Genomic DNA, 16,583 nt, shown 5'->3' with positions numbered 1-16,583 from the left:
ACTTATGGGAGGATTTTTAGATAGCATAGATACTTCTAAAGTGCAATACACAGAGAACTATAAACCAATATCTAAAAGTACTACTTTAAGAGTGGATACAATTATTAAAAAAAGATTAATTCAAATGGCACTTGATAAAGATACATCTATGAAATCAATAGTTGACGATGTGTTGGAAAGATTTTTAGAAAGTAAAGGTTACTAAGGTGAGAAAGAGCGGAATATTATTTTAAATAATAGTTGAAGAACATAAAAACAATTCAATTGATAAAAAGAGTGATTTTACACTAAAACTCTATTAACATCATTGTCATACTGTATTATACTTATGAGGCACTTCCTGTGCGGAAAGGAGGTGCGATGTACAAATGAATATTGCACTTTTTGTTCTTATCGTTTTCATTTGTCCTATTATCACAGGGATAATTGCAAATTATCTTTACGATAAGTTCAAATGATAAGAAAAACCCCCACAAAGCTTTGGCCGGCTGTGGGGGTTTTGATGTACAAAGAACATTGCACCTTTTGTTACTTATATCATAACATACTAGTTTCATTATTGAAACTAAGTTCTTCTGTAAAGTCATATCGGTTAAAGATACAATAAGTAAAATAGGCCTTATTTTTATCGTGATATAACACTACAGTCGCTATCTCTCAGCCCTCAATTTAGATATAGGGGAGATAGGTGATTTATGTTAGAAATCCTTGTTCAAATCGTGATTACAGTTATTACTGAATGTATTATTGCAGTAATTACAGATTGGCTATATAACCATAATAACAAATCGGCGATATATAGTCACACTTAAAAATCCCTATGATAACAGTACTGTTCATTTTGTACAGTAGGGTTTTCCTTTTTTAATTACATCTGTTTAAGCTTTCACTATTATAAAGGATGGATTAGTCCGAGACGCGATTTTGCTCATAAGGAAAGGTTCGCCTGCTCGCTATTCACTCGCATGCATAAGAAGCACTAATTCACCCTGGTGTGAAGTAATTAATGGTTCGCCTGCTCGCTATTCACTCGCATGCATAACGTGCACTAACTCACTTACGTTCGAAGTGCACGTAACTTTATTATAATCCGGCTACGCAAAGCTGAACCCTCAACAAAATGAGACGCTTCACTAAAACCAAAGATCGGTTTGAGTTCAGCGCTCGATTTTGCTCAGGTTCAAAACGCTTTCTTCCGCACTTTAATTTTTAAGATAGTTTTTCGGCTGCGACTAAGTCTGTGGCGATGTTGAGATAAAAGTTTTTGAGTTCTTCGGCGGTGCGGGCGAGGTCTGTGGCATCGGCGCCTATGAAGTCTGAGTGATCCCAATCGTGAAGGGTTTCGTTAACTTGCCATATGCCTTTTTGGATGTCATCTGTTGCTTCTACCCAATCTTGATTGAAAGGATGTTGTGCTGAGATGACTGAGACTAAGCCGTCATTTTCACGCCACTCAGGTTCGTCAGCTTTACCGATGATATTGGCAGTGAGTACGTTTGAAAATGATAAACTTAAGTCTGCTTTTTGTTTGCCTAATAATGTCGGGTGAGTGGCTTCTCCTGTATACGTTGTGTAAACAATATTTGGATTTAATGATGTGGATTGATTTAATTTTGCTGCACCTTCACGTGTTAAATCATAAAAACCGTTATCTTCTGTCGTCCATAATGGATTGTCTTCGTGTATACGTTGCCAGTAATCAATTAATGATTCGCCTTCAGAACGTTTGATGCCCCATTGATCTAAACCAAAGTTCACACGTGAGTCAGTGTTGGCTAATGTTTTCGCAAAGTCATACACAAATTGTCTAACAATTGGTTCATTACCGAGTTCATCAGCCGCATGTGTCCCATTATGAGGTGTCGCTAATGTTGTAATTGATGTAATCATATCATCATTGTTCCCTGTAAATAATGGAGAAATCTCACCACCATGTTCTTGATGATAGGCGATTTCTTCCTCACTACCATTACGTAATAATTCTTCCAGTTGGCGAATGGTTTGACCACCCATACTATGACCGACTAAGTGTACTTTTTGACCAGGTTGCCAATCTTTGTAAATCCCTTCATAGGTCTTACCGTAGCGTTCATGGCCGTATTTTTCTGCATGCGCCGCACCATAGTCGACAGTGCCGCCTTTAATATAATAATAAAGTTCTACAGCACGGTCATAGTTACTACCAAATGCGCTGACACTTGCTTCATATGTTTCATAACCATTTTCATTTAAAAATTCACTGATATTGACTTTATCTCCGCCCCAATAGTGTGAATGGACAGAAGGTTTAATATCATCAGTGAAGCCATTAAATCCATGAACTAAAATAATCGGATCGCCATTTTTATAAAAAGCTTGTTTGGCTTTTTGATTAGGTTGGGTTTGAATTTGCTCTTGGTCACGTGTTTGTTGTTGCGTATTTGTGGTTGCGACGTTCGTAGTTGTTAATGTATCGATGTCTTTCTCTGGTGTAGAAGAATCATCACTTGTCGGTTGTGACGTATTATCATCATTTAAAGCTTGTGGTGCCATTATTGTATTGGGTTGTGATTGAGTATCTTCTGAAGCGGTTGCTTCTTCTACGACAGGTAATGTTTCGCGTTCATTCGTTTGTAAAGGTGCTTGATCCTCTGATGTTTTTTCTTCCTCTAATTGTGCTTTATCTGGTTGAGTAGTGTCATCTTCAGTTGTGTCGTTAGGCGCTGGTGCTGTGATAGGTAAGGGTGCTTGCTGAGTTGTTTCGTTAGCTGTCTTTTCTTTTTCAGTTGTATTGTCTAGTGAAGGTGCAGTGACCTCGTTATGTACATTGTCTTTGTTAGCAGTCTCTTCTAATGTTGTAGAATTGGAAAGGGGAGTATCCTCATTCGTTTCAGGAATATGTGTGTCTTCTTCTTTCAGCGGTTCACTAGACGCTTTTGTTGATACATCTTTTGAAGGTTGGATGGATTCTTGTGCCGCTTCTGAATCGGACGTTTCTTTAGTATCTTCGGTAATGTCTTCTTGTTTTGTAGATACGGCCTCTGTTTCGTCAGAAGTATTCACTTCAGGTACTTCTTCTGTATTATGTAATGGCTCATTTTCAGTTTGATTATTAGAAAGGGAAGTTTCATTTATGTCAGAACTAGACGTGTGGTCTTGAGGTTCTGTTTGTTGAGGGGATTGTTCAGAATTTAGCGTAGTGCTCGGTTCACTAGTGGCCGCTTCATCTGATGTATCTGTCTCAAGTGTGTCATTAGATGATGTGTTGTCAGGAGAAGGCGCTTGTGGTAACTCGGTAGTCTCTTGTGTTGTTTGCGTTGTTTCTGAAGCTGATGTTTCAGCCGCTTGCGCTTCATGGACATTTAAGAAAAAAAGCGAGGCAATCATTACAGACGACGCCCCCATACTTAATTTACGAATACTGTATATCTTCCTTTGATTATTCATTGTAAAAAACACCTCTTTTTAATTTTAATAAGTTATTCCATATATGAAAGTTATTAAAACATTAAAAGTTATTTAAAAAAGTTAGTGTTTGATGAATGAAGTGTTAAATAGACGTAAAGAAAGAGGCCGGAAACAACACGTGTTCCGACCTCTTAGAGTAGGTTGTTATTTAAATAGTGTTTTAATGATGTTGAAAATAGATTGAATCAATTCGCCAACTGTTCCAGCCATAGTATTTCCCCCTTTATGATGTGATTTTTTCAGAAGCTACTAAATCTTCCGCGATATGATGCCAGAAAGCTTGCAGTTCTTCTGTTGTATGTTTTAAATCAGCAGCATCTTGGCCTACAAAGTCAACATGATCCCAGCCATGTCGAACATCAGTGACTTGCCAAATTCCTTTTTGCAATTCCTCTGTCGCTTGTACCCAATCTTGATTAGATGGGTGAAGAGAAGAAACGACGGATACAAGACCATCATTTTCGCGCCATTCTGGTTCTGTTGCTTTACCGATAATATTTGAAGTTAACACGAATGGGAAGAAAAGACTTAAATCCGCTTTTTGTTTACCTAATAGGGTAGGATGTGTAGCTTCTCCAGTGTAAGTTTTATAGACGATATTCGGGTTGAGAGACGTATGCTGATTCAATTGGTCAGCGCCTTCACGTGTCAGGTCGTAAAAACCGTTATCTTTTGTCGTCCATAGTTGATTGTCTTCTCGAATGCGTTGCCAATAATCAAGTAATTTTTCGCCTTCAGTACGTTTGATACCCCATTGATCTAAACCGAAAGAGACACGTGAATCTGTATTTGCTAACATCTTCGCAAAATCATATACGAACTGTCTAACGATAGGTTCGTTGCCGAGTTCATCGGCAGCATGTGTCCCATTATGAGGTGTACCCAAAGTAGTGATCGAAGTGACCATATTATCATGATTTCCTTCGAATAAAGGTGAAATCTCACCGCCGTGTTGTTGGTGATAGGCAATCTCTTCTTCGCTACCATGACGTAATAGTTCTTCTAATTGACGAATCGTTTGACCACCCATGCTATGGCCGACTAAGTGTACTTTTTGGCTAGGTTGCCAATCTTTATAAACGCCTTCATATGTTTTACCGTAACGGTCGTGGCCATATTTTGCTGCGTGTGCCGCACCATAATCTACCGTACCGCCTTTAATGTAGTAATATAATTCCACAGCGCGATCATAGTTACTACCAAATGCGCTAATACTTGCTTCATATGTTTCATAGCCATTGTCTTCTAAGTCTTGACGAATATCAAGCTTGTCGCCACCCCAATAATGGGCGAGAACAGAAGGGTTGATATCATCTGTGAAACCATTAAAACCATGGACTAAAATGATAGGATCCTGATTTTTATAGAAACCTTGTTTCGCTTTTTGGTTCGGTTGTGTTTTAACTTGTTCTTGATCTCGTGTTTGCTGTTGTTGATTTGTTGTAGCAACGTTAGATTTCGCGAGTGTATCGAGTGCTTTATCTGGCGTAGAATCGTCATTTTTCTCAGGTTGTGTCGTCTCATTACCTGTTAATGCCTCTGGAACTTTCATTGCTTCCGGTTCGGTAACCGCTTCTTCTAATTGATGTTCTGTTTCTTGAGGCGATGCAATAGGTGCTTCTTTAATGGAAGGCAAAGCATCTTCATTCTTTGTTTCTTCATTTACAAGTGTTTTATCAACCGTGTTATCCTCTGTAGAAGTTGTGTCGTTAGATTCTGGTTGCTCAGAGATTGCTGGGACTGTTGGTGTCTCTAACGTGTTGGATTGAGTTGTTGTTTCTTTTTCATTGTTTTGAGCCTTAGGTGTAACGGGTGTTTCTGATCGCGCCTTATCAGATGTTGATTCAGGTGTTGGTGTTTCACGATTGAAAGTATGAGCGTCGTCACGCTTTTCAACTGTAGGTTGTATTGCTTTTTCAGGTTCAGACGCATCTGAATTGGGCTCGGTTATTACGTTTTGACCATCCTCTGTTTTATTGAAAGTTTCTGATTCAGGCGTATCATTGGTAGAAGGTACTTCCTCTTTAGAAAGTTTGTTGTGATCTTCTGCTTCCACTGTTAAAGGTGCTGATGGCGCTTTGTTGTCAGTAAGTGTTGATTCAGTTGTGTTTTGATATTCAGCTGAAGCCTCAGAAGGTTGTAGGACCTCATCATTATTTAAAGATGGTATATCCTCAGTATTAACGTTCGTGTCGGCATTCATGGATGTTTCGTCTGCAACGTGATGATCTGTTGTCGCCGTCTCTTCAGCGTGAGCTTGATTGGCGCCTAAAAAGAGTAATGATGCAACCATGATAGATGATGCACCGAAGCTTAGTTTACGAATGCTATAAATATTTGTTTGTTGTTTCATAATGGACACCTCTTTGTCTAAAATCTCCCCGTTTGGTGTCTCCCTTATGTATCCAATATTAAAAAAATGATGACCAATTTGCCTTTATAACAGAAATGAAAAGGCTTACATTTGGTGGTATTAAGCATACAATGATATGTTTATTTTGTCAATATGATTAATATAAAAAAATTATGGAAAAGAAGAGAGGGGTGTTAACAATAATAAAAGAGGCTAAGACATTAATGCTTTATGTCCCAGCCCCCAGTAAATGCACTGATTTTATTTAAAGTTTTCCTTAAGATGTGACTTTTTCAATGGATACTAAATCAGCTGCGATACCTAAATAAAATTCGCGTAATTCGTCAGCTGTACGTTTTAAATCTGTCGCATCCATGCCAACAAAGTCAGCGTGATCCCAACCATGTAGCACATCTTTGACTTGCCAGATGCCTTTTTGAATTTCATCAGTAGCTTTTGTCCAAGCTTGATTAGTTGGATGTTGGGCAGAGATGACTGAAACGAGTCCATCATTTTCATGCCATTCAGGATCCATTACTTTACCAATCACATTACCTGTTAATGAAAGAGGGAACATCATGCTAAGATCTGCTTTTTGTTTACCGAGTAGTGTAGGGTGTGTCGCTTCACCAGCATATGATGTATAGACGATATTTGGATTGAGCGATGTATTTTGATTCAGTTTTTCTGATCCTTCAAGTGTTAAATCATAAAAACCATTGTCTTCTGTTGTCCATAATTTGTTATCTTCACGAATACGTTGCCAATAATCCAGTAATTTTTCGCCTTCAGTGCGTTTAATACCCCAATGTTCTAAACCAAAGTCCATTTTTGAATCGGCATTAGATAGGAGTTTGGCGAAATCATAAACGAATTGTCTTACGATGGGTTCGTTACCTAATTGATCTGAAGCATGTGACCCATTATGTGGCGTTGCTAAGGTTGTAATTGAAGCAACCATATTGTCCTGGCCACCTGCAAATAAAGGTGAGATCTCGCCGCCATGTGCTTGTTGATACGCGATTTCTTCGGCATTACCGTTGCGTAGAAGTTCTTCCAATTCACGAATGGTTTGCCCCCCATACTATGACCGACTAAATGGACTTTTTGACCAGGTTGCCAATCTTTATAAATACCTTCGTATGTTTTACCGTAACGGTCATGTCCGTATTTTTCAGCGTGCGCTGCCCCATAGTCTACGGTACCGCCTTTAATGTAATAATAAAGTTCTACAGCACGGTCATAGTTACTACCGAATGCACTCACACTTGCTTCATAGGTTTCGTAGCCATTTTTCTCCATTTCGTCACGAATATTAAGTTTGTCGCCACCCCAATAGTGTGGCACGATGTCTAATTTATTATCATCTGTAAAGCCACTGAAGCCATGCACTAAAATAATAGGATCGTTATTTTTATAGAAACCTTGTTTTGCTTTTTGGCTAGGTTGTGTTTTAACTTGCTCTTGGTCACGTGTCTTTTGTTGATTTGTTGTAGCAACATTAGATTTTGCGAGTGTATCTAATGTTTTGTCTGGTGTAGAGTCATCATCTTTTTCAGGTGTAGACGTTTGCTTATCTTTTAACGCTTCGGGTACAGTTACTTCTTCAGTTTCAGTAGCTGTTTCCAATTGATGCGGTGTTGCTGTTGCCTCAGTATCGTTAGTTTGTTTTTCTGGAGCTGGTGTAAGAGCCTCGGGTTTTGCTGTTTCTGTCGTGGTTTCAGTTGACTCTGTCGTATTCTCCTCAGATGATGTTGTTTGCGTATTCTCTTCAGAAGATGACGTTGCTTTTGATGTAGTCTCTATTTCTTCTTTACTTGATGAAGCGGGCTGAGACGCTACTTGTTCAGATGAAGGCGCCTCAGGTTGAACAATAGATGATGTAGAGGTATCCTTATCGTTATTTGTATCATTTATATCTGATAAAGGTGCCTCGTGTGTCGTGTCAGCTACCTCAGCTGTTTCCACTTCGTTATTTACCGTCGTGTCTGTCGTAGTAGATGCTTCTATTTCTTCATTTACTTCAGAAGAGGTAGTAGTCTCATTTTTGTTAGATACTGCGTCGTCTTCCGTTTCTTTTTGGTCTTGAGCAGTTATGTCTTGATCAGATGGTGCTGAAGTTGATGGTGTTGTGTCGCGTTCAGCAGTTGAATCTGATTCAGTAGAAGGTGATTCGGCTTTTGGCTCCTCAGAAGTGGTCGTTTCCTCAGTAGTTGAGGGTTGTTCTGATGTTTGTGCTTCTGATGTAGATGGTGTGTCATTTGATGGTGTTGTGTCTGTTGTCTCAAGTGATGCAGCTTCTTCTGCAGTTGAAGCTTCCAGCGTTTCATCTTGAGTGGACGTGTTTACGTCAACTTGAGAAGCGGTTGCTTCGGGCTGCGATGTATCATTTTCAGCAGCTTGTGCAGTGTGTGCACCTAAAAGACAAAATGATGCGATAGCGATAGATGAGACACCAACTTGTAATTTGCGAATACTATAGACTTTTTTTGTTTGATTCATAAAGGACACCTCTTTGTTTTTAGTTACTCCATTGATAAAACAGTGCCCATTTCCCAATGTGAAAGTCGAATGTGCATTGCGATAGTTCATAAAGTTTAAAAATAAAGCCCAAAGTTTTAAAGCGAAATATAGATCATCGAAAAACTTTGGGCTTGATCTTATCTATTCAAAAAATGTTTTGAGAATGTTGAAAAAAGATTGAATTAATTCGCCAACTGTTCCGGCCATAGTATTTCCTCCTTTATGATGTGACTTTTTCTGCTGCGACTAAGTCCTCAGCAATACCTAAGTAAAATTGACGTAGTTCTTCTGCAGTACGTTGAACATCTGTAAGATCGAGTCCGACAAAGTCAAGGTGATCCCAACCGTGAAGTACATCTTTCACTTGCCAGATCCCTTTTTGAATTTCATCTGTTGCTTTTGTCCAAGCTTCATTTGTTGGATGTTCAGCTGAAACGATAGAGACTAAACCATCATTTTCACGCCATGCTGGATCATCTACTTTACCAATGACGTTACCTGTTAAACTAAGTAAAAACATCATACTTAAATCAGATTTTTGTTTACCTAATAATGAAGGGTGAGTCGCTTCACCAGCATATGATGTATAAACGATATTTGGATTTAATGATGTTTGTTCATTCAGTTTTTCTGCACCTTCTAATGTTAAATCATAAAAACCATTGTCTTCTGTTGTCCATAATGGATTTTCTTCTTTGATACGTTTCCAATAATCAAGTAATTTTTCGCCTTCAGTGCGTTTGATACCCCATTGATCTAGACCGAAATTCATTTTTGAATCGGCATTAGACATAAACTTCGCAAAGTCGTAAATAAATTGTCTGAAGACAGGTTCATTACCTAATTTATCAGAAGCATGAGAACCATTATGTGGTGTTGCTAGCGTTGTAATAGAAGAGATCATCTCATCATGACCACCAGCGAATAAAGGTGAAATCTCGCCGCCGTGTTCTTGTTGATAAGCGATTTCTTCTTGATTACCATTGCGTAAAAACTCTTCTAATTGACGGATGGTTTGACCGCCCATACTATGACCTACAAGGTGTACTTTTTTACCAGGTTCCCAATCTTTATAAATCCCTTCGTACGTTTTACCGTAACGTTCATGGCCATATTTTTCAGCGTGTGCTGCACCATAATCTACGGTACCGCCTTTAATGTAGTAATAAAGTTCCACAGCACGGTCATAGTTACTACCGAATGCACTGACGCTTGCTTCGTATGTTTCATAACCATTTTTTTCGAGTTCATCACGCACATTAAGTCTTTCTCCGCCCCAATAATGTGGATAGACTGCCACTTTATTATCATCCATAAAGCCAACAAAGCCGTGCACTAAGATGATAGGGTCATCATTTTTATAGAAACCTTGTTTTGCTTTTTGGTTCGGTTGTGTTTTAACTTGTTCTTGATCACGTGTTTGTTGTTGTGTGTTGGTAGTCGCAACATTTGATTTAGCGAGTGTATCCAGTGCTTTATCTGGTGTAGAATCGTCATCTTTTTCAGGTTGAGCAGTGTCGTTGTCTTTTAATGCTTCTGGCACTGTGATGTCTTCAGATGTTTCTTTATCAGTTGCTTCTAAATGTTGTGTTTCTGCCTCTGGTGCATCACTATCGTCTTTAGGGGCAGTCGCTGTTTCAACAGATTGCGCGTCTTGTTGATCCGTTAAATCTGAGTTAGGATCTTCTTCTTTTGTTGTTGTTCCTTCTTTTTGAGTCGTTTCCTCACTTACTGTTTGATCTGTTTCTGGTGTTGTGCTGTCTGTAGAAGATGATTGCGTGTTTGTTTCTGTAGTCACATCTTGTTCGTCTGTTTGATCAGGTGCATTTGTTGTGGCCTGATCTGTTTGAGCTGTTTCCTCTGATTGTGGTTGGTCAGTTGTTGTATTGTCCTCAGAAGTTGTAGAAGGTTGATCTGTTTCTTGGGTAGTTTCTGGAGTAGTGTCTTGAGTAGATGTATTGTCGGCAGTATTGAGGGATGTATCTGCGTCAGTCGTTATGTTTGTAGTATCATTTTGATTCGTTGTTTCCTCAGTAGCCTTGTCATTTGTTGGCGTTGTTTCTTCCGCTGTTTCAGTCGTCTCTTCTACTGTTTCAGTAGTTTCATCATCTTTTGTGATCGTTTGAGTTTCTTTAGTAGCGGGTTTTTCTTCTGGTGCTTCGAGCTCTTCTGGTGGTGTGTTTTCATTAGTGAGTGTAGTGCTTGGAGTTGATGGTTCTGTGGTATTCTCTTCGTTCAAAGTTGTTTCGTTGGACACGTCGCTTGGTTGAGCTTGTTCAGTACTGTTGTCTTGAGTAGTTTCTTGAGTTGTATCATCAGAAAGTGAATTTTCTGACATATTGTCTTGAGTTGCTTCAGGAGACGTTATGTCAGTGGACGTACTGCTATCTTCAGTTTGCGTGATTGAATCCGGTGGTTGTGACGTTTCATCTTCAGCAGCTTGTGCGTTACCTGCGCCTAAGAAGAAAAGGGAGGCAATGGCCACTGATGATGCACCTAAACTAAATTTACGAATACTATAAACATTCTTTTTTTGCTTCATAATGGACACCTCTTAAGTTAAAGTTACTCCATTATAAATCCTCCTTAAAACCCCAATATTAAATGAAAATGTTAATCAAAATACGTGGAATGAAACCAAACATCTTACCTAATACAGCAAGCATACCAATCTCCTCCTTTAAAACATATTACAATTTTAGTGTATTGAACTTTCTTAAAGATGTCAATGAATAAAATAATAAAATTATCTAAACGAAGAAAATACATCATTTGAATAATACAAATGGGAAGGGGTATGGTAGAATGAACATGTAATGGAGGGATATAGAAATGAAACAATTATGTAAATGGAGCACCTCTATTGTAGGTGGTGTTTTAGTCCTTGTATTAGCAGGCGTAGGTTATCTTACGTATCAGCAATACAAAGATGATGAATCTTTAGTCAATGATGATTTTGGTAAAAATAGCTAAAATAGTTGACTAAATGTAGTCTACTTTTATAATAATATCAAACACACGAATGGTTATGGGGCGGTATTACGATTGTTACAAAATAGTCGTTATTCCGCTCCTTCGTCATTTATGGGTGGTGAGAAAGATTATCAAGGAGTTGGTTGTATGGCAAGAGGTTATTTTCATCATGTAGAACATCGTAAAACACAAGCACATTCAAAAACCACATTATGGTTATCATTATTGATCACTTTATTTTTTACAATTGTTGAGTTTGTCGGTGGATTATTATCGAACTCTCTCGCATTATTATCTGATTCATTTCATATGTTAAGTGACGTGTTAGCATTAGGTTTGTCTATGGTAGCTGTTTACTTTGCGAATAAACCACCTACTGCACGGTATACATATGGTTTCTTACGTGTCGAAATTTTGGCGGCATTTTTAAATGGATTGGCACTTGTGGTGATTTCAATTTGGATATTTTATGAAGCGATTCTTCGTATTATTTATCCTAAGCCAGTTGAAAGTGGCTTAATGTTGGTCATTGCAACCATTGGGCTGATTGTGAATATTGTCTTAACTTGGATTTTAATGCGTTCTTTAAGAAGTGAACAAAACATCAATATTCAAAGTGCACTTTGGCATTTTATTGGAGATTTGCTCAATTCTGTGGGTGTTATTGTGGCTGTCGTACTCATTTACTTTACAGGTATTCAACTGATTGACCCTATTTTAAGTATGATTATCGCGTTGATTATTATGCGTGGTGGTTACAAAATCATTCGCAATGCTTGGATGGTCTTAATGGAAGCCGTGCCTGAAAAGTTTGATACCGATGAAATTATAGAAACAATGACCTCCGTGGATCGCGTGTTAGACGTGCATGAATTTCATTTATGGGCAATTACGACCGAACATTATTCACTAAGTGCCCATGTCGTGCTAGATAGCCGACATAGTGATGATGCGTTTGAAACCATTAATCAGCTAGAACGTTTATTAAAAGAGAAATATGGTCTCGCCCATACAACATTACAAATTGAACACCTTGATATTAATCAATTAGATGACAGCTATTTTCAACAATTTGATAGTTAACACAACTTTTTATGTATATTTAAATACAATAACATTAGTGATAATACGAGCAATACAGATTGAATGACCAATGACAGTATTAATATAGTATCGCTATAAAAAATGATTAATAAGATATCGATTAATAAAAGTGGTAGTGAAAATAAAGAAGTGTACATATATAGTTGTTTAGATTGTATTCCAAATTCTTTTTGAGCTATTTTCCAATTTTTATTATTTTTCATAGATTTTTTAGTTCTAAATCCCCAATAATTATTAATATGTTCAGGGGGATAATGTACAAATAAGTTTCCTAGCATAAATAGAAAGATACTACTCGGAAATAACACCATCATTTTCGCCTCTCTTTAACTATGTATTTATAAATGTACTTTAAAAACAACAGTTATATTAATATAAAGCACCCCTAAAGATGAATTTGTCGAGTTCAACTTTAGGGGTGCTTTATAACTTTTATTAATCAGTCGTTGATTCAGTAGGGTGATCTGTATTTTTAGGTTTTCCAGCTAATAAGATCGTCCATGTCACTAAGATGAATGGGAATGTTAAAATTGGAATACCGATTGGCTCAAGGAAGGTTGCTTGAGCTGCATACATCATTGGTGTCATTAGCACTGTTAATATGAATGCAACGATTGGATTAAGATGGTTTTGTGATTTAAACGTATAACTTACAGCGATAATGGCTAAAATCAAGTTAAATCCAAATAATCCATTATTAATTGTTGCGATGTCTGCACCAAGGATAAATTCAAATAAAATACCTAGTGCGTTAGCGATTAAGACATAGATACCGGCACGACGAGATGCAATAAAGCATGCAATGATAATCAGTAATCCGGTAATCATATGACCAACCAAGAAGATTTGGCTGACATTTTCTAAAAAGGATTGTATCGGTCTGAATGTGATATCTAAATCAATATTCACATTCGTTGTTAAAGGTAAGACAGAAACGTTTGTTTTTAAGAATTTAAATTGTTCTGCCATGAGTAAGACAATCCATGTAATGATAACAAAAGGTGTTGTTAACTCAGGGACGTTAAGCGGTTTTAAAAAACTTTTGATTGCTTGTGCGACTGGCATAGCTATTAAAATACTTAACAGAATAATCAGGCCACCTTGCCAAGACCATTCAATAAATAGTGATAAGTCAATCGCAATTAAAACGGGGTTAAAACCGGCAAGCCCCGAACGAATTTCCTCTTCAGTGTAATTGAAAAAGCGAGCTGTTAATAAACTGATCAAACTACCGACCATAGCAGCTAGTCCAATTTTCCAATCTCCAATCCATAAGGCGATAAGAATTAAAACACCTGTCCAAGTGTTTTCTAACAGGATAACTTGGGAAATGTTTTTAAAAAAGGTGTTAATCCAATCACTCATTGTTTTCACTTCTTTCTTTATAAGGTCGACGTAAGCCATCCAAATTTTATCACTCATATGAATCTGTGACAATTATTGTGGAATAATAATTTTATATGTGGATTAAAATATAAAAATAACATAATTCCATACCACGGTAGAGGAATAAGTTATTTTTTGTAGAAAATGATTATTTTTATTATTATTCTCTAATAAAAATGTAGTTAAAAGGATGTGTGGGGGATATTTAACGGTTTTGGATTGTAAAAATAAAAATTATTATCATAAAATATTATTAGTTTGATTAATCTTTTTTAGGGGATTATAATTTATAAATGTAGAGTCAATAATTTCGGCAAAAGGAGATAAAAGACATGTATTTTACTCAGCGTGAACAAGATAAATTAATGCTTGTTGTAGCAGCAGATTTAGCTAAGCGACGTCGAGACAGAGGTTTGAAATTAAATCATCCTGAAGCAGTCGCGCTTATTAGTTATGAAATTTTAGAAGGTGCTCGTGACGGTAAAAGTGTTGCGGAATTGATGAGTTACGGTCGTGAAATTTTATCAAAAGATGATGTCATGGAAGGCGTTGAAGCGTTAATTACAGATATCGAAATTGAAGCAACATTCCCAGACGGTACAAAATTAATAACAATCCACCACCCAATCGTTTAGGAGGCCAATTATGCAACCCGGTGAAATTATCGTACAAAATACAGAAATGATGATTAATGAAAATCGAGAATGTACAGTTATTCAAGTGAAAAATAGTGGGGATCGTCCAGTTCAAGTCGGTTCACATTATCATTTTTTTGAAGCGAATCCTGCTTTAGATTTCGAACGTGAACAAGCGTATGCTAAGCATTTAGATATTCCTGCAGGTGCAGCTGTTCGTTTTGAACCTGGTGATGAAAAAGAAGTACGCCTGATTCCTTACGCAGGTCGTCAATGTATTTATGGTTTCCATGGAGATGTAGACGGTCACGTGGATGAGTCACGTATTACACCAGCGAATATGGTCGAAGGAAGTGAAGTAAAATGAGTTTTAAAATGACAGAATCTCAATATACAAGTTTATATGGTCCAACAGCAGGGGATTCCATTCGTCTAGGAGATACAGACTTATTTGCTCATGTAGAGAAAGACTATGCAGTGCCTGGCGATGAAGTCACATTTGGTGGCGGTAAAGTTATTCGTGATGGTATGGGTCAAAACCCAAATATGACACGTGATAATAAATATGTCGCTGACTTAGTTATTACAAATGCAGTTGTCATTGACCATGATAAAGTAATTAAATGTGATATCGGTATTAAAGGCGGTTACATAATGGGGTTAGGTAAAGCAGGTAACCCAGATATTATGGACAATGTGGATATCGTTATCGGTTCAGCAACTGACGTTATTTCAGGAGAAGGTAAAATTGTGACTGCAGGTGGTATTGACACACACGTTCACTTTATTAACCCTGAACAAGCTGAAGTCGCATTAGAAAGCGGTATTACAACACATATCGGTGGGGGTACAGGTGCTTCAGAAGGTTCTAAAGCCACAACTGTAACACCAGGTACTTGGTATATGCATCGTATGCTTGAAGCAGCAGAAGCGTTACCAATTAACGTTGGTTTCACAGGTAAAGGTCAAGCGGCAAGTCATACAGCATTAATCGAACAAATTCATGCCGGCGCTATCGGTTTAAAAGTACACGAAGACTGGGGTGCAACACCATCAGCACTTCGCAATGCGTTAGAGGTTGCCGATGAATATGACGTTCAAATCGCATTACACGCTGATACCTTAAATGAAGGTGGCTTCATGGAAGATACAATGGAAGCCATTGGTGATAAAGTAATCCATATGTACCACACAGAGGGTGCAGGTGGCGGACACGCACCTGACTTAATCAAATCAGCAGCATATCCAAACGTATTACCATCTTCAACAAATCCAACATTACCATATACACATAACACAATTGATGAACACTTAGATATGGTTATGATTACACACCATCTTAATGCATCTATCCCTGAAGATATTGCATTTGCGGACTCTCGTATCCGTAAAGAAACAATCGCAGCAGAAGACGTGCTTCAAGACATGGGTGTCTTCAGTATGGTTAGTTCTGACTCTCAAGCGATGGGACGTGTTGGTGAAGTTATCACACGTACATGGCAAGTGGCTCACCGTATGAAACAACAACGCGGTGCTTTAGAAGGCGACAGTAAACATAACGATAATAACCGCATCCGTCGTTATATTTCAAAATATACAATTAACCCAGCAATTACACACGGTATTTCAGAATATGTAGGATCAGTTGACGAAGGTAAATTTGCGGACCTTGTCATTTGGGACCCACGTTTCTTTGGTGTTAAACCTGAAATGGTCGTTAAAGGTGGTTTAATTAACGTTGCGGTTAACGGGGATGCGAACGGCTCAATCCCTACTTCAGAACCACTTAACTATCGTCCAATGTATGGTCAATTAGGTGGCAATATTCAAAGTACAGCTATGACATTCGTGTCAGAAGCGGCATATATGTCTGGTATTCGTCGTACATTAGACCTTAAACGTCACGTACGTCCAGTGCATAACATTCGTCAACTTACAAAAGACGATATGAAAAATAACAATGCTAGACCAAAATTAGATGTCGATCCAGAAACATATGAAGTGTTTGTGGATGATGAAAAAATCACAAGTGAACCAGCTACAGAATTACCATTAACACAACGTTATTTCTTATTCTAATCACATTTCCCTCCTATGTTGTACATTCGTACAATATTGGGGGGATTTTTTTATGGTCAAAATTAGCATTACATATCCTGTTA

At 37.8% G+C, this 16,583-nt stretch carries 12 protein-coding genes and 1 pseudogene; 7 read left to right on the top strand and 6 right to left on the bottom strand.

Annotated features, from left to right (window positions below):
• Nucleotides 1-4: 4 nt before the first annotated feature.
• The gene (locus tag ACEE93_RS08835; RefSeq protein ID WP_449155303.1) at nt 5-205 is read left to right on the top strand and encodes a plasmid replication-associated protein; all 201 of its coding nucleotides are present in this window, start codon (nt 5-7) and stop codon (nt 203-205) included.
• Nucleotides 206-695: 490 nt separating this feature from the next.
• Nucleotides 696-812, top strand: a complete 117-nt coding sequence (locus tag ACEE93_RS08830; RefSeq protein ID WP_449155304.1) for a type I toxin-antitoxin system Fst family toxin — start codon at nt 696-698, stop codon at nt 810-812.
• A 397-nt stretch (nt 813-1,209) separates the two neighbouring features.
• Here ACEE93_RS08830 and lip (ACEE93_RS08825) read toward each other — a convergent pair whose 3' ends face one another.
• From lip (ACEE93_RS08825) to lip (ACEE93_RS08810), 4 genes and pseudogenes are all read right to left on the bottom strand, one after another.
• Nucleotides 1,210-3,426, bottom strand: a complete 2,217-nt coding sequence (gene lip, locus ACEE93_RS08825; RefSeq protein ID WP_449155305.1) for a YSIRK-targeted triacylglycerol lipase — start codon at nt 3,424-3,426, stop codon at nt 1,210-1,212.
• A gap of 244 nt (nt 3,427-3,670) precedes the next feature.
• Entirely contained in the window at nt 3,671-5,800 is a 2,130-nt protein-coding gene (gene lip / locus ACEE93_RS08820; protein ID WP_449155306.1) for a YSIRK-targeted triacylglycerol lipase, read from the bottom strand.
• 277 nt (nt 5,801-6,077) lie between these two features.
• A pseudogene (lip, locus tag ACEE93_RS08815) lies at nt 6,078-8,302 on the bottom strand (YSIRK-targeted triacylglycerol lipase).
• Between the two features lie 241 nt (nt 8,303-8,543).
• Nucleotides 8,544-10,865, bottom strand: coding sequence for a YSIRK-targeted triacylglycerol lipase (gene lip / locus ACEE93_RS08810; protein WP_449155307.1), 2,322 nt, complete (start codon nt 10,863-10,865; stop codon nt 8,544-8,546).
• A 290-nt stretch (nt 10,866-11,155) separates the two neighbouring features.
• On the opposite strand from lip (ACEE93_RS08810), the gene ACEE93_RS08805 reads away from it, so the two are divergent.
• Together ACEE93_RS08805 and ACEE93_RS08800 are read left to right on the top strand one after the other, a co-directional pair.
• A complete protein-coding gene (locus tag ACEE93_RS08805) occupies nt 11,156-11,296 on the top strand; it encodes a hypothetical protein (protein WP_449155308.1) in 141 nt (46 codons plus the stop codon).
• Between the two features lie 147 nt (nt 11,297-11,443).
• Entirely contained in the window at nt 11,444-12,379 is a 936-nt protein-coding gene (locus ACEE93_RS08800) for a cation diffusion facilitator family transporter (protein WP_449155309.1), read from the top strand.
• Here ACEE93_RS08800 and ACEE93_RS08795 read toward each other — a convergent pair.
• Both ACEE93_RS08795 and yut read right to left on the bottom strand, forming a co-directional pair.
• On the bottom strand, nt 12,376-12,678 hold the full coding sequence (locus ACEE93_RS08795) for an SdpI family protein (RefSeq protein ID WP_449156507.1): 303 nt from the start codon (nt 12,676-12,678) through the stop codon (nt 12,376-12,378). The two genes, ACEE93_RS08800 and ACEE93_RS08795, sit on opposite strands and share 4 nt — an antisense overlap.
• Before the next feature lie 157 nt (nt 12,679-12,835).
• Nucleotides 12,836-13,822: an urea transporter gene (gene yut, locus ACEE93_RS08790; protein ID WP_449156506.1), complete on the bottom strand. Its 987-nt coding sequence runs from the start codon at nt 13,820-13,822 to the stop codon at nt 12,836-12,838.
• Nucleotides 13,823-14,118: 296 nt separating this feature from the next.
• Here yut and ACEE93_RS08785 point away from each other — a divergent pair, with 296 nt between their 5' ends.
• The 3 genes from ACEE93_RS08785 to ureC are packed head-to-tail and all read left to right on the top strand — an operon-like array spanning nt 14,119 to nt 16,500.
• Nucleotides 14,119-14,421 (top strand): urease subunit gamma, encoded by a 303-nt coding sequence (locus ACEE93_RS08785; RefSeq protein WP_449155312.1) that lies wholly within the window; start codon nt 14,119-14,121, stop codon nt 14,419-14,421.
• Nucleotides 14,422-14,431: 10 nt separating this feature from the next.
• Complete coding sequence (locus ACEE93_RS08780; protein WP_449155313.1) at nt 14,432-14,788, top strand: urease subunit beta; 357 nt, start codon at nt 14,432-14,434, stop codon at nt 14,786-14,788.
• On the top strand, nt 14,785-16,500 hold the full coding sequence (gene ureC, locus ACEE93_RS08775) for an urease subunit alpha (protein WP_449155314.1): 1,716 nt from the start codon (nt 14,785-14,787) through the stop codon (nt 16,498-16,500). Before ACEE93_RS08780 ends, ureC begins: the two co-directional genes overlap by 4 nt.
• Nucleotides 16,501-16,583: the final 83 nt, after the last annotated feature.

This window comes from Staphylococcus sp. 11262D007BW (genome assembly GCF_053547815.1).
Note: the sequence above shows the minus strand (reverse complement) of the source record. Positions and strands in the feature narration are given on the sequence as shown.